Annotated in this window: 24 protein-coding genes and 1 tRNA gene; 16 read left to right on the top strand and 9 right to left on the bottom strand. The window is 44.8% G+C overall.

Going from position 1 to position 22,670, the window contains the following annotated elements; genetic code table 11:
• Positions 1-15: 15 nt before the first annotated feature.
• The 3 genes from glnK to ppa form a co-directional block, all read right to left on the bottom strand.
• On the bottom strand, positions 16-354 hold the full coding sequence (glnK, locus tag JaK3_RS08730; RefSeq protein ID WP_068323619.1) for a P-II family nitrogen regulator: 339 nt from the start codon (positions 352-354) through the stop codon (positions 16-18).
• A 72-nt stretch (positions 355-426) separates the two neighbouring features.
• A complete protein-coding gene (locus JaK3_RS08725) occupies positions 427-2,046 on the bottom strand; it encodes an NAD+ synthase (RefSeq protein ID WP_068323611.1) in 1,620 nt (539 codons plus the stop codon).
• Positions 2,047-2,080: 34 nt separating this feature from the next.
• A complete protein-coding gene (ppa, locus tag JaK3_RS08720) occupies positions 2,081-2,617 on the bottom strand; it encodes an inorganic diphosphatase (protein WP_068323609.1) in 537 nt (178 codons plus the stop codon).
• Positions 2,618-2,801: 184 nt separating this feature from the next.
• Between ppa and JaK3_RS08715 the strand changes: the two genes are divergently transcribed.
• The 4 genes from JaK3_RS08715 to vapC all read left to right on the top strand — a co-directional run bounded on the left by JaK3_RS08715 (position 2,802) and on the right by vapC (position 5,846).
• Complete coding sequence (locus JaK3_RS08715; RefSeq protein WP_068323605.1) at positions 2,802-4,862, top strand: sodium-translocating pyrophosphatase; 2,061 nt, start codon at positions 2,802-2,804, stop codon at positions 4,860-4,862.
• Between the two features lie 94 nt (positions 4,863-4,956).
• The gene (locus JaK3_RS10920; protein WP_276203352.1) at positions 4,957-5,085 is read left to right on the top strand and encodes a hypothetical protein; all 129 of its coding nucleotides are present in this window, start codon (positions 4,957-4,959) and stop codon (positions 5,083-5,085) included.
• A gap of 87 nt (positions 5,086-5,172) precedes the next feature.
• Positions 5,173-5,448 (top strand): type II toxin-antitoxin system VapB family antitoxin, encoded by a 276-nt coding sequence (gene vapB / locus JaK3_RS08710; RefSeq protein WP_276203351.1) that lies wholly within the window; start codon positions 5,173-5,175, stop codon positions 5,446-5,448.
• Positions 5,448-5,846 carry a type II toxin-antitoxin system tRNA(fMet)-specific endonuclease VapC gene (vapC, locus tag JaK3_RS08705; protein WP_068323595.1) on the top strand — a complete coding sequence of 133 codons (399 nt, stop codon included), beginning with the start codon at positions 5,448-5,450 and terminating at the stop codon, positions 5,844-5,846. Before vapB ends, vapC begins: the two co-directional genes overlap by 1 nt.
• A 62-nt stretch (positions 5,847-5,908) precedes the next feature.
• Here the strand turns inward: vapC and trxB are convergent, their stop codons facing one another.
• Entirely contained in the window at positions 5,909-6,865 is a 957-nt protein-coding gene (gene trxB, locus JaK3_RS08700) for a thioredoxin-disulfide reductase (RefSeq protein WP_068323588.1), read from the bottom strand.
• 39 nt (positions 6,866-6,904) lie between these two features.
• Here trxB and JaK3_RS08695 point away from each other — a divergent pair, with 39 nt between their 5' ends.
• From JaK3_RS08695 to JaK3_RS08680, 4 genes are read left to right on the top strand one after another with little or no spacing between them, the layout of a single operon-like run.
• Positions 6,905-9,217 carry a DNA translocase FtsK gene (locus tag JaK3_RS08695; RefSeq protein WP_068323576.1) on the top strand — a complete coding sequence of 771 codons (2,313 nt, stop codon included), beginning with the start codon at positions 6,905-6,907 and terminating at the stop codon, positions 9,215-9,217.
• Positions 9,218-9,223: 6 nt separating this feature from the next.
• On the top strand, positions 9,224-9,907 hold the full coding sequence (gene lolA / locus JaK3_RS08690) for an outer membrane lipoprotein periplasmic chaperone LolA (RefSeq protein ID WP_068323572.1): 684 nt from the start codon (positions 9,224-9,226) through the stop codon (positions 9,905-9,907).
• A 53-nt stretch (positions 9,908-9,960) separates the two neighbouring features.
• Complete coding sequence (serS, locus tag JaK3_RS08685) at positions 9,961-11,271, top strand: serine--tRNA ligase (RefSeq protein ID WP_068323570.1); 1,311 nt, start codon at positions 9,961-9,963, stop codon at positions 11,269-11,271.
• An 11-nt stretch (positions 11,272-11,282) separates the two neighbouring features.
• Entirely contained in the window at positions 11,283-11,690 is a 408-nt protein-coding gene (locus JaK3_RS08680) for a hypothetical protein (protein ID WP_068323569.1), read from the top strand.
• Between the two features lie 83 nt (positions 11,691-11,773).
• Here JaK3_RS08680 and JaK3_RS08675 read toward each other — a convergent pair whose 3' ends face one another.
• Positions 11,774-12,019, bottom strand: a complete 246-nt coding sequence (locus tag JaK3_RS08675) for an AbrB/MazE/SpoVT family DNA-binding domain-containing protein (protein WP_068323781.1) — start codon at positions 12,017-12,019, stop codon at positions 11,774-11,776.
• Between the two features lie 134 nt (positions 12,020-12,153).
• On the opposite strand from JaK3_RS08675, the gene JaK3_RS08670 reads away from it, so the two are divergent.
• Positions 12,154-12,243: transfer RNA gene (locus tag JaK3_RS08670), tRNA-Ser, on the top strand.
• Positions 12,244-12,291: 48 nt separating this feature from the next.
• Here the strand turns inward: JaK3_RS08670 and JaK3_RS08665 are convergent.
• The 4 genes from JaK3_RS08665 to JaK3_RS08650 form a co-directional block, all read right to left on the bottom strand.
• Positions 12,292-13,698 (bottom strand): DUF2252 domain-containing protein, encoded by a 1,407-nt coding sequence (locus JaK3_RS08665; RefSeq protein ID WP_068323568.1) that lies wholly within the window; start codon positions 13,696-13,698, stop codon positions 12,292-12,294.
• A gap of 58 nt (positions 13,699-13,756) precedes the next feature.
• A complete protein-coding gene (locus JaK3_RS08660; protein WP_068323565.1) occupies positions 13,757-14,737 on the bottom strand; it encodes a hypothetical protein in 981 nt (326 codons plus the stop codon).
• A complete protein-coding gene (locus JaK3_RS08655) occupies positions 14,734-15,153 on the bottom strand; it encodes a hypothetical protein (protein ID WP_068323563.1) in 420 nt (139 codons plus the stop codon). The genes JaK3_RS08660 and JaK3_RS08655 overlap by 4 nt, the downstream gene beginning before the upstream one ends.
• A gap of 86 nt (positions 15,154-15,239) precedes the next feature.
• Positions 15,240-16,070, bottom strand: a complete 831-nt coding sequence (locus JaK3_RS08650) for a hypothetical protein (protein ID WP_068323561.1) — start codon at positions 16,068-16,070, stop codon at positions 15,240-15,242.
• A gap of 92 nt (positions 16,071-16,162) precedes the next feature.
• Here JaK3_RS08650 and JaK3_RS08645 point away from each other — a divergent pair, with 92 nt between their 5' ends.
• From JaK3_RS08645 to phoB, 7 genes are all read left to right on the top strand, one after another.
• On the top strand, positions 16,163-17,176 hold the full coding sequence (locus tag JaK3_RS08645) for a CorA family divalent cation transporter (protein ID WP_068323778.1): 1,014 nt from the start codon (positions 16,163-16,165) through the stop codon (positions 17,174-17,176).
• 184 nt (positions 17,177-17,360) lie between these two features.
• Positions 17,361-18,383 (top strand): phosphate ABC transporter substrate-binding protein PstS, encoded by a 1,023-nt coding sequence (pstS, locus tag JaK3_RS08640; protein WP_068323559.1) that lies wholly within the window; start codon positions 17,361-17,363, stop codon positions 18,381-18,383.
• A gap of 81 nt (positions 18,384-18,464) precedes the next feature.
• Positions 18,465-19,454 (top strand): phosphate ABC transporter permease subunit PstC, encoded by a 990-nt coding sequence (gene pstC, locus JaK3_RS08635; protein WP_068323558.1) that lies wholly within the window; start codon positions 18,465-18,467, stop codon positions 19,452-19,454.
• Positions 19,451-20,317, top strand: coding sequence for a phosphate ABC transporter permease PstA (pstA, locus tag JaK3_RS08630; protein WP_068323557.1), 867 nt, complete (start codon positions 19,451-19,453; stop codon positions 20,315-20,317). Before pstC ends, pstA begins: the two co-directional genes overlap by 4 nt.
• On the top strand, positions 20,314-21,162 hold the full coding sequence (gene pstB / locus JaK3_RS08625) for a phosphate ABC transporter ATP-binding protein PstB (RefSeq protein WP_240480924.1): 849 nt from the start codon (positions 20,314-20,316) through the stop codon (positions 21,160-21,162). The genes pstA and pstB overlap by 4 nt, the downstream gene beginning before the upstream one ends.
• Before the next feature lie 13 nt (positions 21,163-21,175).
• The gene (gene phoU, locus JaK3_RS08620; protein WP_068323554.1) at positions 21,176-21,883 is read left to right on the top strand and encodes a phosphate signaling complex protein PhoU; all 708 of its coding nucleotides are present in this window, start codon (positions 21,176-21,178) and stop codon (positions 21,881-21,883) included.
• Positions 21,884-21,897: 14 nt separating this feature from the next.
• The gene (phoB, locus tag JaK3_RS08615; RefSeq protein ID WP_068323552.1) at positions 21,898-22,611 is read left to right on the top strand and encodes a phosphate regulon transcriptional regulator PhoB; all 714 of its coding nucleotides are present in this window, start codon (positions 21,898-21,900) and stop codon (positions 22,609-22,611) included.
• Positions 22,612-22,670 lie beyond the last annotated feature (59 nt).

The following is a 22,670-nucleotide window of genomic DNA, read 5'->3' as shown; positions in this document are numbered from 1 at the left end:
GCATGTAATCAATCGTTAAACTGCTGCGTTATCGGTTTCACCGGTACGAATACGAATCACTTGTTCAACTGCAGTAACGAAAATCTTTCCGTCACCAATCTTGCCAGTACGAGCAGCTTTAGTAATGGCTTCGATAGCTGCTTCCACGCGGTCATCAGCAACTACAGCTTCTACTTTTACCTTAGGTAAGAAGTCGACAACATATTCGGCGCCACGATACAGTTCAGTGTGACCTTTTTGACGGCCAAAACCTTTTACTTCAGTAACAGTAAGGCCAGTAACGCCTACTTCAGCCAAGGATTCACGGACTTCGTCGAGCTTGAACGGCTTAATGATGGATGTAATTAATTTCATTTATTCCCCCTAATGCGGTAATCATACCTAGAACTTCAATAGCTTGCCAAAAAATGGCTATTTTCTGGGAGTCTAGGCTCTAAATTGTGATGTGATTGGGTAGCGCCAATCCCGGCCAAAAGCACGGGTCGTTACACGGACCCCTGGGGGTGCCTGACGGCGCTTATATTCATTGAGCTTAATGAGGCGGGTGACCTTTTCCACGCTCTCTGCATCAAAGCCTGCGGCAATAATCTGGGCGATAGATTGGTTTTGTTCCATGTAGCGTTCAACGATGCCATCTAATACTTCGTAGGAGGGTAGGCTGTCCTGATCTTTTTGGTCAGGACGTAATTCAGCTGAAGGGGCGCGAGTCAAAATACGCTCCGGAATGATGGGCTTAATACTATTGCGATAGGCGCATAAGCGATACACCAAAGTCTTGGCAATATCTTTAATGACCGCAAAGCCGCCAGCCATATCTCCGTAGAGCGTGCAGTAGCCGACTGCCATTTCACTTTTGTTACCCGTGGTTAAAACGAGTCGACCAGTTTTATTCGATAGAGCCATGAGCAGCGTGCCGCGCACACGTGCCTGAATGTTTTCTTCAGTGGCGTCAACATTTAAACCTTTAAATTGCTCAGCTAAGGATGCTTCTAAAGCATCAACCGGTCCGCTGATCGGAATCTCGTCGTATTGCACGCCTAGGTTCTGCGCCATCTCGCGCGCATCGATCCAAGAGATGTCCGCGGTGTAGCGCGAGGCCATCATGACGGTGCGTACCTTGTCGGCACCTAAAGCGTCTACAGCAATTGCCAGAACTAATGCTGAGTCCACGCCGCCAGATAGTCCAATAATCACACCAGGGAAGCGATTCTTGGTGACATAGTCCCGTACACCCAAGACCAGTGCTTGATAGGCCTGCGCCTCAACAGACTGGGGTGGGGTAATTAAGCCTTTTTCTAATTCGCCGGATGAAGTGGTTGCAACAATGCCTAAGCCAGTTTCAAACTGGGGCATCGCCATCACAACTTCACCTTTGCTATTTAAAGCAAAGGAGCCGCCATCAAAAACTAATTCATCTTGTCCGCCAACGGCATTGACATAGACCAGTGGCATTTTGGTTTGGGCAATATGGCCACGCAATACATCAATACGTAGTGCTTCTTTTTTCAAATGATACGGAGATGCATTTGGCACGAGTAGTGCTTGTGCGCCAGCAGCATGCGCTTGCTTAGCTGGACCAGCATGCCAGGCATCTTCACACAGAATTAATCCGTAACGAATGCCTTCGCATTCAAATACACAAGCTTGATTGCCGGGAACGAAGTAACGCACTTCGTCAAAGACTTCATGGTTAGGCAATTCTTGTTTCGCATAGCCTGCAATCACTTTGCCATCTTGTAAAACGGACGCATAGTTTTGCAAACCTGCTGATGTCTTTTTGGGGTGACCCACGATAACGGTCAGACCAGAGTACTGAGCGAGCTCTTTCATCAAGAGTTCTAGCTGCTCTTGCGCTGCCTCAATAAAAGCAGGGCGGAGTAATAGGTCTTCTGGGGGATAGCCGGTGAGCGAGAGCTCGGGGGTTACTACAAGTTTGGCGCCTTGAGAATAGGCGTCTAGAGCGGCCTTGTGAATCAGCTGCGCGTTACCAGCCAAATCACCCAGTAATGGGTTGATTTGGGCTAAAGCAATTTTCTGTGCGCTCACTCCGATTCACAAAGCCTATCAATAGTTTAAAAAATTACTTGTTCTCTTTGTTGTAGCGGTCGATGCCCTCAAGAATTTCTTGATGAGCTTCTGCAACGCCACCCCAACCCTTCACTTTTACCCACTTACCTGGCTCGAGATCTTTGTAGTGCTCGAAGAAGTGTTGAATTTGGTTTAAGCGCAAAGGATTGATGTCCTCTGGTTTTTGCCAGTGAGTGTAGATAGGCAAAATTTTGTCTTCTGGAACAGCCAACAATTTCGCGTCTTGACCGCCTTCATCTTCCATTTGTAAAACACCAATTGCGCGGCAGCTAACAACCACACCTGGGATCAATGGGAAAGGGGTAATTACGAGAACGTCAACAGGGTCGCCATCACCAGCGATGGTTTTGTTGATGTAGCCATAGTTACATGGATAGTGCATTGCAGTACCCATAAAACGGTCAACGAAAATTGCGCCACTCTCTTTATCTACTTCATACTTGATTGGATCCGCGTTCATTGGGATTTCAATAATGACGTTGAAGCTTTCAGGGATCTTTTTACCTGGCTTGACTTTGTCGAGACTCATAAATACTCCGAATAATGATTAGTAAATACCCTGATCCTATAAAGGGGGGCGCAGGGGTGATTCTGTTACATACTGATACTGCTTAAAGACCATAGTTTAAAGCTTTCGGGAACCAGGTCTACCTAAGTGCAGGTTATGCAAATCAATAAAGATTAACAAACGATTAACTTTAGGGAGTTCAAGCATGAGTAATGTCACTTTAGGCTTGTATTTTGCCTTGGCGTGCGGTGTCCTAGCCGTAATTTACGGTTTTGTGATGCGCGGCTGGATCTTGAAGCAAAGTACTGGTAACGCCAAGATGCAAGAAATTGCGGAGGCGATTCAGCAGGGTGCGGCGGCCTATTTGTCGCGCCAATATAAAACGATCGCCGTAGTTGGGGTAATCCTGACCATTTTGATGGCACTCTTCCTCGATTTTGCGACTGCCATAGGTTTTGTTGTCGGTGCCGTTCTTTCTGGTGCTTGCGGCTTTATCGGCATGAACGTCTCGGTACGAGCAAACGTTCGTACTGCAGAAGCGGCTACCAAGGGAATGAACGAAGCGCTCAATGTGGCGTTTAAAGGCGGCGCTATTACTGGCATGTTGGTAGTGGGCCTTGGTCTCTTGGGTGTCGGCTTGTTCTTTATGTTTCTGGTATCGATTGGTGCAGGACAAGACCTCTCTTCTGTCTTGCATCCACTGATTGGTTTGGCATTCGGCTCTTCACTGATTTCGATCTTCGCTCGTTTGGGCGGCGGCATCTTTACTAAAGGTGCTGACGTTGGTGCTGACTTAGTAGGAAAAGTCGAAGCGGGTATTCCGGAAGATGATCCACGTAATCCCGCAGTGATTGCTGACAACGTTGGCGATAACGTTGGTGACTGCGCAGGCATGGCGGCAGATTTATTTGAAACTTATGCCGTAACTTTGATTGCAACCATGGTGTTGGGTTCGCTCATGGTTACCGGTGCACCAGTAGCGGCAATTATTTACCCATTAGTACTCGGTGGTGTTTCAATCATTGCCTCCATCATTGGCTGCTCATTTGTCAAAGCAACTCCCGGTATGAGAAACGTCATGCCTGCTTTGTATAAAGGCTTGGTCATTGCTGGCGGTTTATCGCTGATTGCTTTCTACTTCGTAACTAACTTCATCATGCCGGACGATGCCTTGGGTATCCCAGGTAGCCAATGGCGCTTATTTGGTTCAACCGTAGTAGGCTTGTTGCTAACAGCAGGTTTGGTATGGATTACTGAGTACTACACCGGTACACAGTTCAAGCCAGTACAACACATTGCTGAAGCATCTACTAAGGGCCACGGTACGAACATCATTGCTGGTTTAGGCATTTCAATGAAGTCGACTGCTTATCCGGTACTGTTTGTGTGTGCCGCAATTTTTGCAGCGTATTGGTTAGCTGGTTTGTACGGCATTGCGATTGCAGCAACAGCCATGTTGTCGATGGCAGGTATTGTGGTGGCGCTCGATGCCTATGGTCCAATCACTGATAACGCTGGTGGTATTGCAGAGATGGCAGGTTTGCCACAATCTGTACGCGACATTACCGATCCATTAGACGCGGTTGGTAATACCACTAAAGCGGTTACCAAAGGTTATGCGATTGGATCTGCTGGCTTGGCATCACTTGTTTTATTTGCTGACTATACCCATGCTCTAGAGGGTATTGGCCAACAAGTGTCATTTGATCTGTCCAACCACATGGTGATTATTGGACTCTTTATCGGCGGCATGATTCCTTACTTGTTTGGTGCGATGGCTATGGAAGCAGTGGGACGATGCGCAGGCGCAGTAGTCGAGGAAGTGCGTCGTCAGTTCCGTGACATCCCTGGAATCATGGAAGGCACCGCTAAGCCAGAGTATGGCAAAGCAGTGGATATGCTCACCTCAGCAGCGATCAAAGAGATGATCATTCCTTCACTCTTGCCAGTGGTTGCTCCAATCGTAGTTGGTCTCTTACTAGGACCTGCTGCATTGGGTGGCTTACTCATGGGTACGATCGTGACTGGCTTGTTTGTAGCAATCTCGATGTGTACCGGTGGTGGCGCTTGGGACAATGCGAAGAAATATATTGAAGAAGGTAACTTCGGTGGTAAAGGTTCTGAAGCTCATAAAGCTGCAGTAACTGGTGACACTGTAGGCGACCCTTACAAAGATACTGCAGGTCCTGCTGTTAATCCGCTGATTAAGATTATCAATATCGTGGCATTGCTCATCGTGCCACTTTTGCCAGTGATCTCAAGATAACAATCGTTGTTGCGTAAATAAAAAGCCTAGCATTGCTAGGCTTTTTATTTACGGTTCTGAGATAGGCTGTAATGAGGAGGATTATTATTTGGGCATGAGTGAAGTTGAAATCATAAAAATCCAGGTTGACCCAAGCAATCCATCAACATTTCCTAAGAGGTCTGTTGATAAATCTAAATTGGATGCAACCACCGAAGAGCAAATCATGCAGCAAGAAAAGTAAGATGATCTGGAGTGGGAGGCTTTATGAATAATTCCCTCAAACCATGCATGCTGAGAAGGGTATTTTTGGGGATTGCATAGGCATTCGATGCAATATACAATTGCTATATACACTGGGAGATTAAAAGTTATGGCTATTTCAACTGTTTTTACAAATAACCGGACTCAAGCCGTGAGATTGCCTGCTGAAATGCGGCTGCCAGAAAATGTTCGCAAGGTTAATGTTCGCGCAAAGGGTCGGGAGCGAATAATTGCCCCAATTGAAAACATGTGGGACAACTACTTTTTAGGTGATGCTCGTGTAAGTGATGATTTTATGAATGAAAGAGGCTCTCAAGAGCAAAGCGATAGAGAGCCTCTCTAATGCTGAAGTACTTGCTAGATACCAATATTGTTATTTATGTAATGAAGCGAAAGCCACTGGAAGTGCTGAAGATCTTCAATAAAAATGCAAATCGAATGGCTATATCAACAATTACGTTAGCGGAGTTGATGTATGGTGCAGAAAAGAGTCAACAGGTTGAAAGTAATCTTAATAACATTGAAGACTTTGTAAGTCATTTGGAAGTTTTACCTTATGACATAAATGCAACCCAGCATTATGGTCAAATTAAAGCATTCTTGGAGAGCAAGGGTAAGCCTATTGGAGTAAATGATATTCATATTGCAGCTCATGCTAGAAGTCATGGCTTAACCCTAGTAACAAATAATGTATCCGAATTTAAAAGAGTCCCTAACCTTGCCCTTGAAAATTGGGTTTAGAAAAAATATCTTAATAAAATGCCTAGCATTGCTAGGCATTTTATTATTAAAAGTTTAGAGACTTATTCCAATGTTTCTAAGTAACGCTGAGCATCTAATGCAGCCATACAACCTGTGCCAGCGCTAGTAATTGCTTGACGGTAGATGTGATCTTGTACGTCGCCAGCGGCAAATACGCCGGGGATGTTGGTAGCAGTAGCATTGCCTTCAAGTCCTGAGTGGGTCTTGAGGTAACCATTATTCATATCGAGCTGACCAACAAAGAGTTCGGTGTTTGGCTTGTGGCCAATCGCAATAAAGGCACCAGTTACAGCGATGTCTTCAGTGCTGCCATCTTGTTTCTTGATGCGAACACCAGTAACGCCTTTTTCATCGCCAAGCACTTCATCGAGAGTGGCGTTCAATTTCAACTCCACTTTGCCTTCAGCAACTTTCGCCATTAATCGATCGTTCAAGATTGGCTCAGCACGGAATTTGTCGCGACGATGAATGACCGTTACTTTTTTCGCAATACCTGTGAGGTAGAGCGCTTCTTCAACAGCAGTGTTACCACCGCCCACTACGCAAACATCTTGATTGCGGTAGAAGAAACCATCGCAAGTTGCGCAACCAGAAACACCGCGACCCATGAATGCTTCTTCACTTGGTAAGCCGATGTATTGAGCAGAAGCACCAGTACAAATAATTAATGCATCACAGGTGTAAGTTCCAGAATCGCCAACCAAGCGAATAGGTTTCTCTTTGAGGGCTGCTGTATGAATGTGATCAAAAATGATTTCAGTATTGAAGCGTTCGGCATGCTTTAAAAAGCGATCCATGAGCTCAGGGCCTTGAACACCATCGGCATCCGCAGGCCAGTTTTCCACGTCGGTTGTGGTCATTAATTGACCGCCTTGAGCCAGCCCAGTAATGAGGGTAGGGTTCAAATTGGCTCGAGCAGCATAGACAGCGGCTGTATAACCAGCAGGGCCTGATCCGAGGATGAGAACTTTGGAGTGTTTTGGGGTATTTGTAGTCATATTCAAATTATAGATTTGCTTGATTACAATCGGTGGAACATGGCAAGAACCACATATCCGAAGTCCAAGGCTCCATTGAGCCCCGAGCCCCCAGAGAACGGCGGGCAGGGCAGGATGCCCCGCCTCTTATTGGAGGCCCGCTGGTTCATCTCCCTGGGCCTTTGCCTGGGCTTATTTGCCATTTTGCTGACCTATTCCAAGGCTGATCCAGCCTGGTCCCACGCCAGTTTTGAGGATCCAAAGAACCTAGGCGGTCGTTTTGGGGCTTATTTGGCCGATTTAATGCTGTATGTCTTTGGTATTTCTGCCTTTTGGTGGGTAGCCCTGTTTGGGCGCCGTGTCCTCAATGGCTGGCGCGAGCTTTGGAGTATTCCCTTGCCTCCCGATCCAGAGGCTAAGCCAGACTCTTTATTAATGCGCTGGTTGGGCTTTGGTCTGACTTTAGCGTGCAGTATGGGCCTTGAGTCTATTCGGATGCATTCGCTGTCCTGGGAGCTTCCTAGACCACCTGGCGGCATTTTGGGTGAGCTGATTGGTGACCCATTGCAAATGTCTCTTGGTTTTACCGGCGCTACTCTCGTCTTGCTATTTGGCTTGTGTGCGGGCCTGTCCCTGTTTCTGCATTTTTCCTGGTTGGATGTCGCTGAAAAAGTAGGGCGTTTCTTAGAGGTGTCTTTCTACCGTATTCGCGAACGTCGCGATAGTGAAGAAGATCGCAAGCTAGGTGAAGCCGCTGCAGAAGAGCGCGAAGAGTTTGTAGAAGAATTCCGCGGCCGGGTTGAGGTTGCTGCGCCAGTGCAAATTGTTCGTGCACCTGTTGAGATTCCAAAGAGCGCTCGAGTAGAGCGTGAGAAACAGCAACCATTGTTTGTAGATATTCCAGACTCTGAGTTGCCACCACTCGCATTGCTTGATCCAGTACCTGAAGCAAAAGAAACCATCTCTGCTGAAGTATTGGAATTTACTTCCCGTTTGATCGAGCGCAAGTTAGCTGAATTTAATGTTCAGGTAACCGTCATCGCTGCTTACCCAGGTCCAGTAGTAACGCGCTACGAGATTGATCCAGCAGTAGGCGTGAAGGGTAGTCAGATTGTGAACCTCTCACGTGACTTGGCTCGCTCATTAGGCGTAGTCAGCATGCGTGTAGTAGAAACCATTCCTGGTAAGACTTGCATGGCTCTGGAGTTACCAAATCCAACTCGTCAATCTGTGTATTTGTCAGAGATTCTGACTTCACAGGTTTATAACGACAACCATTCATTGCTAACACTCGCTTTAGGTAAAGACATTTCCGGTAGCCCAATGGTGGCTGACTTAGCGAAGATGCCGCACTGCTTGGTTGCGGGTACTACTGGTGCTGGTAAGTCTGTTGGTATTAACGCCATGATCTTGTCATTGCTCTTTAAGGCTAAGCCTGATGAAGTGCGTTTGATCATGATCGATCCGAAGATGCTAGAGATGGCAATCTACGACAAGATCCCACATTTGTTGTGCCCAGTTGTAACCGATATGAAGCAGGCTTATAACGCACTCAATTGGGCGGTCAATGAGATGGAGCGTCGCTACAAACTCATGAGTAAGTTTGGCGTGCGTAACTTAGCTGGCTTTAATAAAAAGATTGCTGAAGCAGAAGAAAAAGGTGAGAAGCTCACCAATCCATTTAGCTTGACACCGGATGATCCAGAGCCAATCTATAAAGCACCAGTGATCGTCATCGTGATCGATGAGTTGGCTGACTTGATGATGGTCTCCGGCAAGAAGATTGAAGAGTTGATTGCACGTATTGCTCAAAAGGCACGTGCTGCTGGTATTCATTTAGTTCTGGCAACACAACGCCCAAGTGTCGACGTGATTACTGGTTTGATTAAAGCCAACGTACCAACCCGTATTTCATTCCAGGTCAGCTCGAAGATCGACAGCCGTACGATTCTGGATCAGCAGGGCGCGGAAGCATTGCTCGGTATGGGTGACATGCTCTACATGGCGCCGGGTACCGGCTTACCAGTTCGCGTGCATGGTGCCTTTGTATCCGATGATGAAGTGCATCGAGTAGTCGAGTGGCTCAAAGACAAGGGCGAAGCCAATTACATTGATGGTGTTCTCGAAGGCGCCGATGAATCCAACGTCGATGCATTAACTGGCGAGAGCGGTGGCGAAGCCGACCCACTCTACGATCAAGCCGTTGCTATTGTTCTCGAAAACAAACGCCCATCTATCTCATTAGTGCAGCGTCATCTGCGCATTGGTTACAACCGCGCCGCACGTCTTCTTGAGGATATGGAAAAAGCAGGTCTCGTATCCAAAATGGGTAACGGTGGCAATCGCGAGATTTTGCATCGCCCTTCAGAGTAAGAATCCATGTCAAGATTTCTAATTTCAGCAATTCTTGCGATTGCAAGCATTCTGTTTGCAGGTGCAGCGCTCTCACAATCTGAGAGTGGTGCTGAGCAATTACGTCAATTTGTGCGTAACTCCAAAACTGCCGAAGGTGATTTTGTGCAACAGCAGTTGCGTGCGCCTAAGGCGAATGAGCCGCAAGACAAAGGTTTGAAAGTTCTGCGTCAAACGCAAGGACATTTCGTATTCCAGCGTCCAGGCCGTTTTATCTGGGAAACGCAAAAACCTTACGAGCAAAAGTTGATTGCCGATGGCAAGCAATTAATCTTGTGGGATAAAGATTTAAATCAGGCAACCTTTCGTCCTGCAGGGCAAGCTTTAGCATCAACACCGGCAGCCATTCTGTTTGGTGAAACTTCACTAGACCAACACTTTGATCTAGTGGAAGGTGATGAGCGCTTGGGAATGAAATGGGTTTCTCTGACCCCCAAAAAAGATCCCAATGCGAAGAACAAAAATGATCTGCCTTACACAAAGATCTCTATTGGCATGACTAACGGCTTGCCTAAAGCCCTTGAATTAACCGATGGACTAGGAAGTGTGGTCCTGGTGACCCTGGATAAGATCCAGCTCAACGTCAATCTGCCTGCCAATCGCTTTACCTTTACTCCGCCTGCGGGGGTAGAAGTCTTGCGCTTAAACTAGAGCCACAATATTCACTAAGCACAAAAACAGAACAAACCAAACTAGAGCAACATATGATTGATCCGCAATTACTACGTAAAGATATCGCCGCAGTTGCTGCACGTTTAGCTACTCGCAAATTCCAATTGGATGTTGAGAAATTCAACGCTCTGGAATCGGAGCGCAAATCTTTGCAAACTCGTACTGAAGAATTGCAAGCTAAACGCAATCAATTGTCTAAGGCAATTGGTATGAAAAAAGGTAAGGGTGAGGATGCTTCTGCTGAAATGGCTGAAGTTGCACAAGTAAACACCGATATGGAATCTGGTTCTGCCCGCTTAGCAGTACTTCAAGCTGAAATTTCTGATTTCTTAATGGGTATCCCGAATCTGCCAGATGAGTCTGTGCCAACAGGTAAAGACGAAACAGAAAACAAAGAAGTAAAGCGTTGGGGTGAGCAGCCCATTTTTGATTTTGAAATTAAAGATCACGTGGACCTTGGCGGCCCATTAGGTCTTGACTTTGAAGTGGCAGCCAAGATCAGTGGTTCACGCTTTGTAGTACTCAAAGGACCAATCGCCAGATTGCACCGTGCTTTAGCGCAGTTCATGATCGATACCCATGCCACAAAGCATGGGTACCAGGAGGTCTATGCACCCTATATGGTGAACGCTGCATCTATGCGCGGCACAGGCCAGTTACCGAAGTTTGAAGAGGACTTATTCAAAGTCCCACGTCAAATGGGTGGCGAAGATGAGGGTGGCGAAGCAAAAACAGAAAACTTCTACTTAATACCAACAGCAGAAGTGCCGGTGACTAATTTAGTTCGCGATGAAATCGTGAATGCTGATAACTTGCCAATGAAGTTTGTCGCTCACACGCCCTGCTTCCGTTCAGAAGCAGGTAGCTATGGTCGTGATGTGCGCGGCATGATTCGTCAGCATCAGTTTGATAAAGTGGAGTTGGTGCAAATTACTAAGCCAGAGGATTCCATGCAAGCCTTGGAAGATCTCACGGGTCATGCAGAAAGAATCCTGGAGCTTCTAGAGTTGCCCTATAGAAAAGTATTGCTCTGCACGGGTGATATGGGCTTTGGTAGTACCAAGACCTATGATTTAGAGGTTTGGGTGCCTTCGCAAAATGCTTATAGAGAAATTAGCTCATGCTCTAGCATGGGTGATTTCCAAGCGAGACGCATGCAAGCTAGATTTAAAGCTGGCCAAGGCAAGCCAGAGTTGGTGCATACCTTAAATGGTTCAGGCTTAGCGGTGGGTAGAGCGTTGGTTGCTTTGCTTGAAAACAAGCAACAAGTTGATGGCAGCATTGCTATTCCTAAAGCGCTGCAACCATACTTGGGCGGCTTAGAAGTGCTCAAGCCAATTTAAAGTTTGCGCAAATGTATAAGCTCTCATTATTTCTAGCCCTCATCTGCGCAGCATTGGTTCCTCCAGCTGTTATGGCAACTGAGAAAACCTATCGGTGCGAGGTTTTGAGTGATGCCTACATCAAAAGCAATGGAGAGTTAGATATCGTTAAAGATAGCCCCAGGGTTGGCCAAGAATTTGCAGTGGTCAAGAAAACTGGAGAAGTTATCGGAGATGTCATGGATTCCTTAGGGAAGCCTAAAGTCATCGCATCGGGAAGCAAGAGCAATTCTTATAAAGTTATTTGGACGCAAAAGGCTGCAGGCAAAGATGGTGTCTTTGTGGACTATCTCAGCATCGAAGGGTTTGCAAAAGACGGTAAGAAGCCTTTTGGATTCTTTTCTGGCGCACTGCTAATGACAGGCGTTTGCGACCAATAGAGTGCTTCTAGCCTAAGTCACCACATGGCTTTATCCCAAAGGTATTTGGGTCATTTCGAAATATGCTTTTAATAAATAGATTGTTAGTAGCGAGCGCCAGAGCGAATCTGATCCATTACCGATGTGCCCATTTTCATTGAGGCACTTAACTCTCTAGCCATTTTAGATAAGGTTTTACGATCAAGTTTTTGAGCCCTGATGATTATTGCGCCGTCGCTAGATAGTGTCGCCTCAACTCTATCGCTACATTTCAACCGCATTTCCTTTATGAATGCATCGGGAATACAAAGCACTAGGTAATTACCGCACTTTAAAATTTGGATGCTCATGAACAATTCCTTATCTTGATATGCATTGATGAGCATCTACATTAATCGAGCATATCCAGCTTGCCTAGCCCAAACTTTAGTCACTATCGACTGCATGGCTTTATGTATCGCTGGCTATAATGATTTCTCGGTTCGGAGAGGTGGCAGAGTGGTCGAATGTACCTGACTCGAAATCAGGCGTAGGGTCAAACCTACCGAGGGTTCGAATCCCTCCCTCTCCGCCAGAATGCTATTAGAAAAAGCCTGACTATTAATTTAAGGTTGGACTTATATTAGAAATTGTCAGTAGCGCAGGATAACGCACCAGATTTAATGGCATTCTGAAAAGTTTTATAGTCAATCTCATTTTGCTTGCTGTAGGCAATTGAAAATTTGACGAGTGCATCGTCTAGTACTTCGCTGTTACCGCAATAACCAGCAAGAACAGCCGCATCACCAGAGCGGGCATGGGCATTAGCTAAAGCCCATCCAAATAGTTTTGCAAAATCCGGAAAGACCTTGGCATTAATGCCATCGCCACCGACTGATATTCCGCCTTTCATGTCGCGTAACTGACGGACATAAAAATCCGTCTCTTTATCTGTTCCAAACCCAAGAAAAATATCTGGTGCTCCTTGAATTAATGATTGTCCAAAGACAACTCTTTCACCTTGGGCCTTGTAATGCGAACCTGGAAAAAATGGAGATAACACAGATTCTTGAGCCGCTTTTGTTTGGAGAAAAAGGGGGTCATTTTCATCTAGACCCTCAAAATACATTACCCAGCAACCAGTACCCACGCTGCCAACACCGACTACTTTTCTGGCCCAGTCCATCCATTTATAGCGCATGAGCAATTCTCTTCGGTCTGGGGAAAGGCTCTTGAGATAGGAATTAAGACCCGCATCGTTAAGTTCGGCAATGCTTCTTCCGTGAGCCGAAAATTCAGGGTGCTCTATTAATGGGGGGTTATTAATGAGCTTAATTCCCGAAGGGGTGGATTCAGTTAGCTTTCCAACCATACCTGGCCCACTATTTTTTCGGGCCTTATCTAGTAAGCGCTGTAAGTATTTTTGACTATCGGCATTTGCATATTTTGCTGCAGCTGTCGCTAAGGCATTTTGATCAATATATGTCCGCTTTAGATTGACATAAGGCATGCGTGCATATCGTTGAAGATAGTTGCGATAAGTTTTGGAAATATTTCGTACGATCATTTCTCCATAGGCTTGATCTTTGCCTAGGAGTTGAGAGGCAATCATTGCGCTAGCAGTGAGCCGTTTTAAATCCCAGTCAAAATTCCCAGGAAGGGTTTCATCAAAATCATTAATACCGAAGACCAGTTGGTGCTCGGTTGTTGAGAAAAATCCAAAGTTACTCACGTGCATGTCACCGCAGAGTTGTACTCTAATGGGGGCGGTTGAAGTGGTTGCCAAGTCCTTGGCCATAATTGCGGCGCCACCCCTAAAGAAGGCAAATGGATTGACGGCCATGCGCGCATGACGAATAGGGATGTAGTGTTCAATTCGAGTTTTAGCTTGCTCAAGCAAAATCTCAATCGGCGAATGGCGTTTTAGCTCTACGGTATATTCACCAAGCGAACTGCGACTGACCTGTTTTCGTAACGATTTTCCAAGGCATTTTCGCTCTTCAGGGCTTGGATTTTTCGTCAGAAATGATTCGTATAGTTTGCTAGTCATAGCTTGATGATGCCATAAACTAAGCAATAGGATGCCCGTTGGATAAGCCTAGAAGGACTTATAAGCCTGGATGCAAGCTATTTTGTTTGAGCAATATGGGTGTGAAGCTAAAAGGTTGCTCGGCCTTGGGATTAATGCTAATTTCTACGGCTTGAACTTGCTCCGCACCCATGACTTGTAGACGTAGCACATTCTCTAAGACATGTTTTTGGTCGGCCGTCTTTAGTGGTTGATCAATGATGAGTCGATGGCTATCGCCATGAATTAGTAACACGGGTTTTTTGAGCGCTTGTGCTCCGTGACTAAAAGCATGCAAAGTATCTCGATAGCCGCTCTCAGCTTTTGTGGCTTGACTAGGGCTATAAAACATGTCGGCTTGATAAGCAAAGACGATTGCTGCGTACTGCTTTGAGTTTGCCAACTCAAACATTTGCTTAATCCACGCAAGGTTTGCAAGATTGCGCTCGCGGTATTCTACTTTTGAACTTTCATCGCGCTCGAAATTGTTATTGGAGCCTGTTACATGCAGATTTACAAATAAAATCTGGTTTTTAACCCAATAAGCATTCTCTACAAACTTCTTAAACGTAGGATCAACATCACCCTGGCGAGTGAGTTGTAATTGCTTTTTTCCAAAACTCTGACTGCTATTAAAGAAGCTATTCCTCAGGTTATCAAGGCGCTCTAGGGGGTCATAGGAACCTGCTAAGGGCCTGTGACAGTCCGTCCATTCGTTATCACCAATGCTATAAATTAATGGGGCAGTGTATTGGTTGAAATACTCCTTAACCTTAAAGTTGTATTCATCGCTACAGGGTGTAGAGCCTGATTTAGTATCGCCTATAAAAATACTAAAGCTTGGATTGAGCTTATTGATTTCAGTAATGAGTCTTTCATAACGAACTTCATCCTCCGGGAGTTTGTATGGCATATCACCCAAGGCGATGAACTTGAAGGGCTCAGATGATAGAGCCGAAACCGCAAAAGAGCAGACCAGGAAAATGCTGGCGATGAGTTTCTTAATAATGTGAATATTCATTTATACGAAGTTGGCGCTTCATCTAATTCCTTAATTTCGAGCTCCCCAAATATATAGGACTCGGAGCTAATTTTTCTCCATCCTAGGTCGTGGAAAACATCTTCATAGCTTTTGGAAAACTTACGGCTGCTTTGATAAAAGATGTCGGTTAATTCGTCTTGCTCATCTTCTTCGACAGTATCAGAGAAGTAAATAACTTTTTCTTCCCCATAAGTTTTTTCTAATGCTCCGCCGGGGATATCTTCTATACAAATGCCAATATTAGGGTCATAAGCCTTAATGAAGACTGGTTTGATTGTGGTGATAACTGATCCCAGTTTCCAGACTGTGCCGCATTTAATTTCTTTATTTTCTTGTTGGAAAATATTGCGCTCTACTAATGAGCCCATCTCCAGAGGAATGATTTGATAGTGCATGCTTGACTCCAATTGAACCGCATTATGAGTTAGCTTAAGTTTGCTACGAGATTGTGACAATTTGATTTTTCATGAAAATAGGACATTTAGAACCTCCAGGTAATACCTACTTCGGTTCGCGTTGCGCCAACCTCTTGAGCGCCTATGGAGGCCCCAAAGCTTTGAGCAGTCCTCATATATGAAAGCCCTAGATCAATACTTTCATTAATTGAGAAAATAGCGGCTACTAAAGAGTAGTAGCTTAGGTATTGATCATTAGCCGGTGGATTTGTTGTAGCGCCTACATCCAATGCTATGCGTATGTTTGGAGCTACCGTCCAGACTGGGGCAAGCGATAAAAGAAAGATGTCAGTTCTGCTATTGTCAGCTGCGTGCCCAATGCTGTAATTCGTGTTGTATGGTGATCGCATGTACATGGCATTTAAATGGAGTTCTATGCCATCCCAGTATTTTGAGGCAATAAAGTTTGCTCCATAATTAAATGCAGCCAAACCAAGACCCTCTACTTGCTGTTGTTTGCTCGCAGGCAAAACTACCGTAGGTTTGATAGCAAGAGCATAACCAAGCTGCTCGTCTTCAAGAAAACGCCACTTACTAGCGAATACATAATTTGAAAGCCTTGAGTAATTTCCACTAGGACTACTGTAATAGGTTGTGGATATAGATGCCTCAACTGTGTCGCTTAGACCTCTCGTATACGTAAATGGAAAGGCTTTTGCATCTGCGTTGCCCGTGTACTCTTCGCCAGGCGTAACAATATCCGACTGTTGAGACCCGCCACGCCGATTAATAGAGAAAAAATATTGCTCTATCTGATTGCTGCCCGACCTAACCGTACCTGCATCATCCGTATTTAAGGGCTCAAATGCAATGGCTAATGCTGGAATCAGCAGGAGAGCAAGGCCTAAACTTTTCATGAGAATCTTGCTGGTCTATCGACAGAAGAAACTATTTATATAGAGTAATTTCATGTCATTTTGATGTCACGTAGGTGCCTTACACTTTCGCGATGACTACAGAAGTAATTTCAAAACCTTTCCCGATTGCGGGCGTGGTATTTGCTTGGGCAATGCCTTCATCTGGCAACGGCTATGAAATTCCTTTATTTGAGATTACAGATGCGCTCGAAAATCCTGATATTTCAATTTGGCTACATCTCAATTTATCTAACTCGCAGATCCAGAGATGGCTTGAAAATACACCGCTAATTCCTGAGCGCGTAGTAGAGATGATCCAAGAGGGCGTTAACCTCAGCCGCTTAGAGCGTATTGAAAAGCTGAATGACTGTCTCTTAATGGTGATGAATGATTTTCAGCAAGAGTTTGGAGATGAAGGGCGTGACTCTAGCTTAGGAACCCTTTGGGCGATTGTTACACCAAGACTAATGATCTCTCTCCGCAATAACCCTTTAAGAACGACCGACAAATTACGATATGACCTCAGAAGCGGCCAACTAAATCCGGTCTCTGCTATTGAGTTATTCCATGAGTTGCTTGATTTGCGCGCAGAACAATTGCGTACTTTATTAACGCATCTTTCAGCCGACATGGATGAGCTTGAAGAGAATCTGCTAAAGGGTAGGGAGTTTCCTGAGCATGAAAGTTTAGGCAGAATTCGCATTCAATGTAGCCGTCTGCGCAGGCAATTTTCACCAGAATTAATCGCTTTACACCGCTTGCTAAAGCGTTTGCCGTATTGGTTTAATGAAGAGAATAGGAATGGTCTAAATGATGATTTGGATCTGCTTACTTATTTAGTGCAAGAGATTTCCAGTCTTTATGACCGGGCAAAGGTGCTCCAAGATGAGCAAGCTGCCCATGTTGCTGAATTTAACGCCAAAAATTTACAAGTCCTCTCCGTGATGACGGTCATTTTCCTGCCAATGACCTTGATCTCAGGGATCATGGGGATGAATATGGAGGATTTGCCTGGTTTAAAAGGATCCTTCTATGAGGTGATGATTGTTATGTCTATCGCTGGCGCTGCAGTCTATGCGTCTTTGAAGTTAAAAAGAATCATTTAATTCACCATATTCATCATTTCCCCAGAGGTTGAAGTGGCTTTCCCCCCAATTGATTTGGATTCCTTAAGTTATTGATTTATATGAATTATTTTCTATATTTTCACTATGTCATGAAACCGTCATAGTGAAATCGTATCTTCCTACTATCGCAATGTTGCGTTATTTCAATATTAGGAACAATCACATGAAATCTTTTTTGAAAAAAGCACTAGTTATTAGCGCTATTTCACTTGCTCCAGCAGCTTTTGCTGTGGATATGACAGGTGCAGGCGCAACATTCCCGTACCCAATTTATGCAAAGTGGGCTGAAGCCTTCAAAGCTAAGACTGGTTCTAACTTGAACTATCAGTCTATCGGTTCATCTGGTGGTATTAAGCAAATCAAAGCGAAAACTGTAGATTTCGGTGCAACAGACAATCCAGTGAAATTTGATGACTTAGAAAAAGACGGCATGGTTCAGTTCCCTGCCATCATCGGTGGTGTGGTTCCAGTGATTAACGTTGAAGGTGTAAAGCCTTATGAACTCAAGTTATCGCCTGATACTTTGTCTGATATTTTCCAGGGCGTTATTACAAATTGGAACGACAAACGTATTGTCTTGAACAACCCAGGTATGAAGATGCCTGACTTGGCAATTACTGTAGTTCATCGCGCTGATGGTTCTGGAACTACTGCAATTTTTACTAACTACTTAGCTAAAGTAAGTCAGAACTGGAAAGATGCTGTTGGTGAAGGTGCTGCAGTTAAGTGGCCTGCGGCTTCTTCTGTTGGCGGTAAAGGTAACGAAGGTGTTGCTGCAAACGTTTCACGTGTTAAAGGTGCAATTGGCTACGTTGAATATGCATATGCCAAGAAAAACAAAATGACTAGCGTATCTTTGAAGAACAAAGATGGTCAATTTGTGCAACCTGATGATGTTACTTTCGCCGCAGCTGCTGCTGGTACTGATTGGTCAAAGATTCCAGGCATGGGAACATTTATTACTAACGCCCCAGGTGCTAAATCATGGCCAATTACTGGTGCATCTTTCATCTTGCTTTACAAGAATCCTGAGAACAAAGCTAATGCAGCTGAAGTAATCAAATTCTTCGACTTCGCATTCAAAGATGGCAAGAAAATGGCTGAAGAGTTGGACTACGTACCAATGCCGGATGTTACTACTGACTTTATTCGTAAGAACGTATTTTCAAAAGTGGTCACCAAGTAATATTTGGAACTGATATTTTTGGTTTCTTACACAGCGGCTCCACCAAGTGTGGGGCTGCTTTTAATTTAAATAAGCTCAAATATGATTGAATCATCTCAGTCGCACTCAGCGCCAACGCCGCAGGCCCTTCGGATTGCTAAGTTACAACGTATTCAAGACTTTTTATTCCACGGCATTACACAATTTTTTGCGCTGTCAGTACTGATTGCTCTGGTAGGCATCATCATTTCATTGATTATTAATGCTTGGCCAGCGCTAGACAAATTTGGAATTGGATTTTTCTTTACCAAAGAGTGGGACATTGTTAATGGTGAGTTTGGCGGATTAATTGCAATTTACGGTACCATAGTTACATCCCTAATTGCGCTTCTGATCGCAGTCCCATTAAGTTTTGGTATTGCAGTTTTCTTAACGGAGTTGTGTCCAGGCCCATTACGCAGGCCACTAGGTACTGCGGTTGAGTTGCTCGCTGCTGTACCTTCGATTATTTATGGAATGTTTGGTCTTTTTATATTTGCGCCGCTTTTCGGGGAATATATTCAGCCAGCTTTAGCAGCCACCCTTGGGCAGATTCCTGGCTTAGGAATTTTGTTTTCAGGCGCATTTAATGGTATTGGCATCTTGTGTGCAGGCCTTATTTTGGCGATGATGATTCTGCCTTTCATTGCATCTGTCATGCGCGATGTATTTGAAATCGTTCCACCAGTTCTGAAGGAGTCTGCTTACGGAATTGGCTGCACTACCTGGGAAGTGGTTAAGAATGTTGTGCTTCCATACACCAAGGCTGGTGTTATTGGTGGAGTGATGCTCGGGTTGGGTAGGGCGCTTGGAGAAACAATGGCTGTAACCTTTGTAATCGGTAATGCTCATCGTCTTTCAGCGTCTTTATTTGCCCCTGGAAATTCAATTGCATCGACATTAGCAAACGAGTTTGGTGAGGCTGAGCTTGGCCCACATTACTCTTCCTTATTTGCTCTTGGCCTTGCTCTATTCATGATTACATTCGTCGTTTTAGCAATCGCTAAGTGGATGTTGATGAATATGGAGAAAAAGCAAGGACTTAAAACATGAGCGGTATTTCAAATATTAATCCCTTAATTTTTGCCAAACGTAAGCGTGCAAACAAAATTGGCTTAGTGCTCTCTACTGGGGCTATGGCTCTCGGTATGATTTTCTTGCTATGGATCTTGAGTGTTCTATTTATTAAAGGATTTTCGTCAATTAATTTAGGTGTATTTCTGAACAGTACACCTGCACCTGGATCCGAGGGTGGTGGCTTAGCTAATGCCATCGTTGGAAGTCTCATGATTGTGGCAAGTTGTACCCTTATTAGCACTCCTATTGGTGTACTGGCTGGCTTGTACCTTTCTGAGTATGGCGATAGAAGTAAAGTTGCTTCGATCACACGCTTTGTTACAGACATCATGCTTTCCGCCCCTTCCATTGTGATCGGTCTATTTGTGTATGCAATCGTGGTAGCCCAGGTTCGTCACTTCTCAGGCTGGGCAGGTACTATTGCCTTGGCTTTAATTGCAATTCCAGTGGTAGTTCGTACTACTGAAAACATGCTGCGTTTAGTTCCTGGAAGTCTTCGTGAGGCAGCTTATGCCCTTGGTACGCCTAAATGGAAAGTAGCATTCATGATCACTTTAAGAGCGGCTCAAAGTGGTGTTATCACCGGAATCTTATTAGCGCTTGCACGCGTTAGTGGTGAAACAGCGCCCTTATTATTTACAGCGTTAAACAACCAATTTTTCTCAACTAATATGAATGCACCAATGGCAAACTTGCCTGTGGTGATTTTCCAGTTTGCGATGAGTCCATATGACAATTGGGTTGATTTGGCATGGGCAGCAGCATTATTAATTACATTTGCCGTTCTTGGCTTAAATATATTAGCGCGAGTCGTATTCCGTGAGAAGGTGCAAGCATGATGAGTAATATGAACACAATGTTTGACTTAAATAAGATCGATAGTCAAGGAGGTAGGGTGGATACAACCAATCAACAACCAGTGCAGGCAGCAATTAATGCGCTCGAAGTTAGAAATCTGAATTTCTTTTATGGCGCTTTCCAGGGACTCAAAAATATTAACCTTGATATTGAGCAGGGCAAGGTCACTGCATTCATTGGCCCTTCAGGTTGCGGCAAGTCTACTTTGTTACGCACCCTGAATCGTATGTACGATCTCTACCCTGGTCAGCGTGCTGAAGGTGAAATTAATTTCTATGGCCAGAACATTCTTGAGCCAGGGCAGGATTTAAACCTACTGCGTTCACGTATTGGTATGGTTTTTCAAAAGCCAACCCCATTTCCAATGTCAATCTATGAGAATATTGCCTTTGGTGTGCGCTTATATGAAAAGCTCTCTCGCTCTGAAATGGATGAGCGTGTTGAGTGGGCATTGAACAAAGCCGCATTATGGAATGAGGCTAAGGATAAGCTCAATCAAAGCGGTCTATCTCTATCTGGCGGTCAACAGCAGCGCTTATGTATTGCGCGTGGTGTTGCAGTAAAGCCTTCTGTCATTTTGCTAGACGAACCAACCTCTGCTTTGGATCCTATTTCTACTGGAAAAATTGAAGAGTTGATTAATGAGCTTAAGCATGAGTACACGATTGCAATCGTTACGCACAACATGCAACAGGCTGCCCGTGTGTCTGACTATACCGCCTATATGTACCTTGGTAGCTTGGTCGAGTATGGTAAAACTGATGAAATATTTATTAAGCCTAAGCGCAAAGAAACAGAAGACTATATAACCGGCCGCTTCGGTTAATTGGAGACACTAAATGCCAGATAAACACTTATCATCACAATTTGATGCTGACCTCAATTCCCTTTCAAGCCGTTTGCTTGAAATGGGTGGATTGGTTGAGTCACAAATTGCTACAGCGATGCGTGCTTTTACGCAAATGGATATTGATACTTGCAACATCGTAATTGATAACGAAAAGCTAGTTAACGATCTTGAGATTCAGATTGATTTAGCCTGCACCGAAGTCATTGCACGTCGCCAACCTACGGCCCGTGATCTTCGTTTGGTGATGGCGGTGTCTAAAGCAATTACTAATTTAGAGCGTGCGGGTGATGAGGCGGAACGTGTTGCTAAGCGTACGAAGCGCTTAATTGAGTCCGGCTCCCCTCACAACATTAACGTTGCTGAAATTCGTTTATCTGGGCAAATGGCTATTAATTTATTGCGCCGTAGCTTAGATGCATTTGCCAGGCTGGATACGGTTGCAGCAGCAGAGGTTGTAGCTGAGGATCGTCAGATTGATGAAGAATTCAGAGGCTTCGTTCGTAAACTCATTACTTACATGTCTGAAGACCCACACACGATTGGTACCGGCCTAGATATGCTAACTATTGCTAAGGCAATCGAGCGTATTGGTGATCATGCTAAGAATATTGCCGAATTTGTAATTTATATTGCAAAAGGTTCTGATGTTCGTCACATTCCGCACGCAGATTTAGTGCGCGAAGCTACTAAAGAATAAATCGACCCATACAAATGACTCACCGCATACTAATAGTTGAAGATGAGCCATCGATTGCGGAGTTAATCGCAATTAATTTGACCCATGCTGGTTATGAGGTCGAACGTGCAATGCAAACTGATATTGCTCAAGGCATTCTGAAGGATCGCCTACCAAGTCTGATTATTATGGACTGGATGCTGCCTGGAAAGTCGGGTGTTCAGTTTGCTAAAGAGCTTAGGGCAAATGAGCGCACAAGAGGTTTACCTATTTTGATGCTGACGGCTAAAAGTGAAGAAGCTGATAAGGTAATGGGCCTAGATTCCGGGGCGGATGACTACGTCACCAAGCCTTTTTCGCCCAAAGAGTTAATTGCTCGCGTTAAAGCATTGTTGCGTAGACAGACTCCTACGGAAGATACTGGACCCCTTACGGTTGGTCCGTTACAGCTGGACCCAAGTTCCCACAGGGTCTTAGCAATTTGGCCTAATTCAGACCCTAAGCCAATCTCCCTAGGCCCCACTGAATATAGACTTTTGCAATATTTCATGGCCAACCCAGAGCGAGTGCATTCCCGAACAAGCCTGCTAGATAATGTTTGGGGTAACGAGGTTTATATTGAAGAGCGCACTGTGGATGTCCATATCAAGCGCTTGAGAGCCGCATTAAGTTCTGTAGATTGTGACCGCTTCATTGAGACGGTTCGGGGTAGCGGTTACCGCATCACTAAAATGCCAACCGAAGTCTAAAGCCGATTTTTCAGGCTTTTTATGGCCATTTCAAGGTCGCCCTTGAGATGGTCTAACAT

It is taken from the genome of Polynucleobacter yangtzensis, assembly GCF_001595965.1.
GTDB classification, from domain to species: Bacteria; Pseudomonadota; Gammaproteobacteria; order Burkholderiales; family Burkholderiaceae; genus Polynucleobacter; species Polynucleobacter yangtzensis.
This window is presented reverse-complemented; position numbering and strand designations above follow the sequence as displayed.

Coding starts and splice junctions, on each gene's coding strand:
- pstS (WP_068323559.1), top strand. CDS start 17,361: ATGAAATCTTTTTTGAAAAAAGCACTAGTTATTAGCGCTATTTCACTT.
- phoB (WP_068323552.1), top strand. CDS start 21,898: ATGACTCACCGCATACTAATAGTTGAAGATGAGCCATCGATTGCGGAG.
- JaK3_RS08645 (WP_068323778.1), top strand. CDS start 16,163: ATGACTACAGAAGTAATTTCAAAACCTTTCCCGATTGCGGGCGTGGTA.
- ppa (WP_068323609.1), bottom strand. CDS start 2,617: ATGAGTCTCGACAAAGTCAAGCCAGGTAAAAAGATCCCTGAAAGCTTC.
- JaK3_RS08650 (WP_068323561.1), bottom strand. CDS start 16,070: ATGAAAAGTTTAGGCCTTGCTCTCCTGCTGATTCCAGCATTAGCCATT.
- lolA (WP_068323572.1), top strand. CDS start 9,224: ATGTCAAGATTTCTAATTTCAGCAATTCTTGCGATTGCAAGCATTCTG.
- JaK3_RS08660 (WP_068323565.1), bottom strand. CDS start 14,737: ATGAATATTCACATTATTAAGAAACTCATCGCCAGCATTTTCCTGGTC.
- glnK (WP_068323619.1), bottom strand. CDS start 354: ATGAAATTAATTACATCCATCATTAAGCCGTTCAAGCTCGACGAAGTC.
- trxB (WP_068323588.1), bottom strand. CDS start 6,865: ATGACTACAAATACCCCAAAACACTCCAAAGTTCTCATCCTCGGATCA.
- vapC (WP_068323595.1), top strand. CDS start 5,448: ATGCTGAAGTACTTGCTAGATACCAATATTGTTATTTATGTAATGAAG.
- pstB (WP_240480924.1), top strand. CDS start 20,314: ATGATGAGTAATATGAACACAATGTTTGACTTAAATAAGATCGATAGT.
- serS (WP_068323570.1), top strand. CDS start 9,961: ATGATTGATCCGCAATTACTACGTAAAGATATCGCCGCAGTTGCTGCA.
- pstC (WP_068323558.1), top strand. CDS start 18,465: ATGATTGAATCATCTCAGTCGCACTCAGCGCCAACGCCGCAGGCCCTT.
- pstA (WP_068323557.1), top strand. CDS start 19,451: ATGAGCGGTATTTCAAATATTAATCCCTTAATTTTTGCCAAACGTAAG.
- JaK3_RS10920 (WP_276203352.1), top strand. CDS start 4,957: ATGAGTGAAGTTGAAATCATAAAAATCCAGGTTGACCCAAGCAATCCA.
- JaK3_RS08665 (WP_068323568.1), bottom strand. CDS start 13,698: ATGACTAGCAAACTATACGAATCATTTCTGACGAAAAATCCAAGCCCT.
- vapB (WP_276203351.1), top strand. CDS start 5,173: ATGCAATATACAATTGCTATATACACTGGGAGATTAAAAGTTATGGCT.
- phoU (WP_068323554.1), top strand. CDS start 21,176: ATGCCAGATAAACACTTATCATCACAATTTGATGCTGACCTCAATTCC.
- JaK3_RS08715 (WP_068323605.1), top strand. CDS start 2,802: ATGAGTAATGTCACTTTAGGCTTGTATTTTGCCTTGGCGTGCGGTGTC.
- JaK3_RS08655 (WP_068323563.1), bottom strand. CDS start 15,153: ATGCACTATCAAATCATTCCTCTGGAGATGGGCTCATTAGTAGAGCGC.
- JaK3_RS08680 (WP_068323569.1), top strand. CDS start 11,283: ATGTATAAGCTCTCATTATTTCTAGCCCTCATCTGCGCAGCATTGGTT.
- JaK3_RS08675 (WP_068323781.1), bottom strand. CDS start 12,019: ATGAGCATCCAAATTTTAAAGTGCGGTAATTACCTAGTGCTTTGTATT.
- JaK3_RS08695 (WP_068323576.1), top strand. CDS start 6,905: ATGGCAAGAACCACATATCCGAAGTCCAAGGCTCCATTGAGCCCCGAG.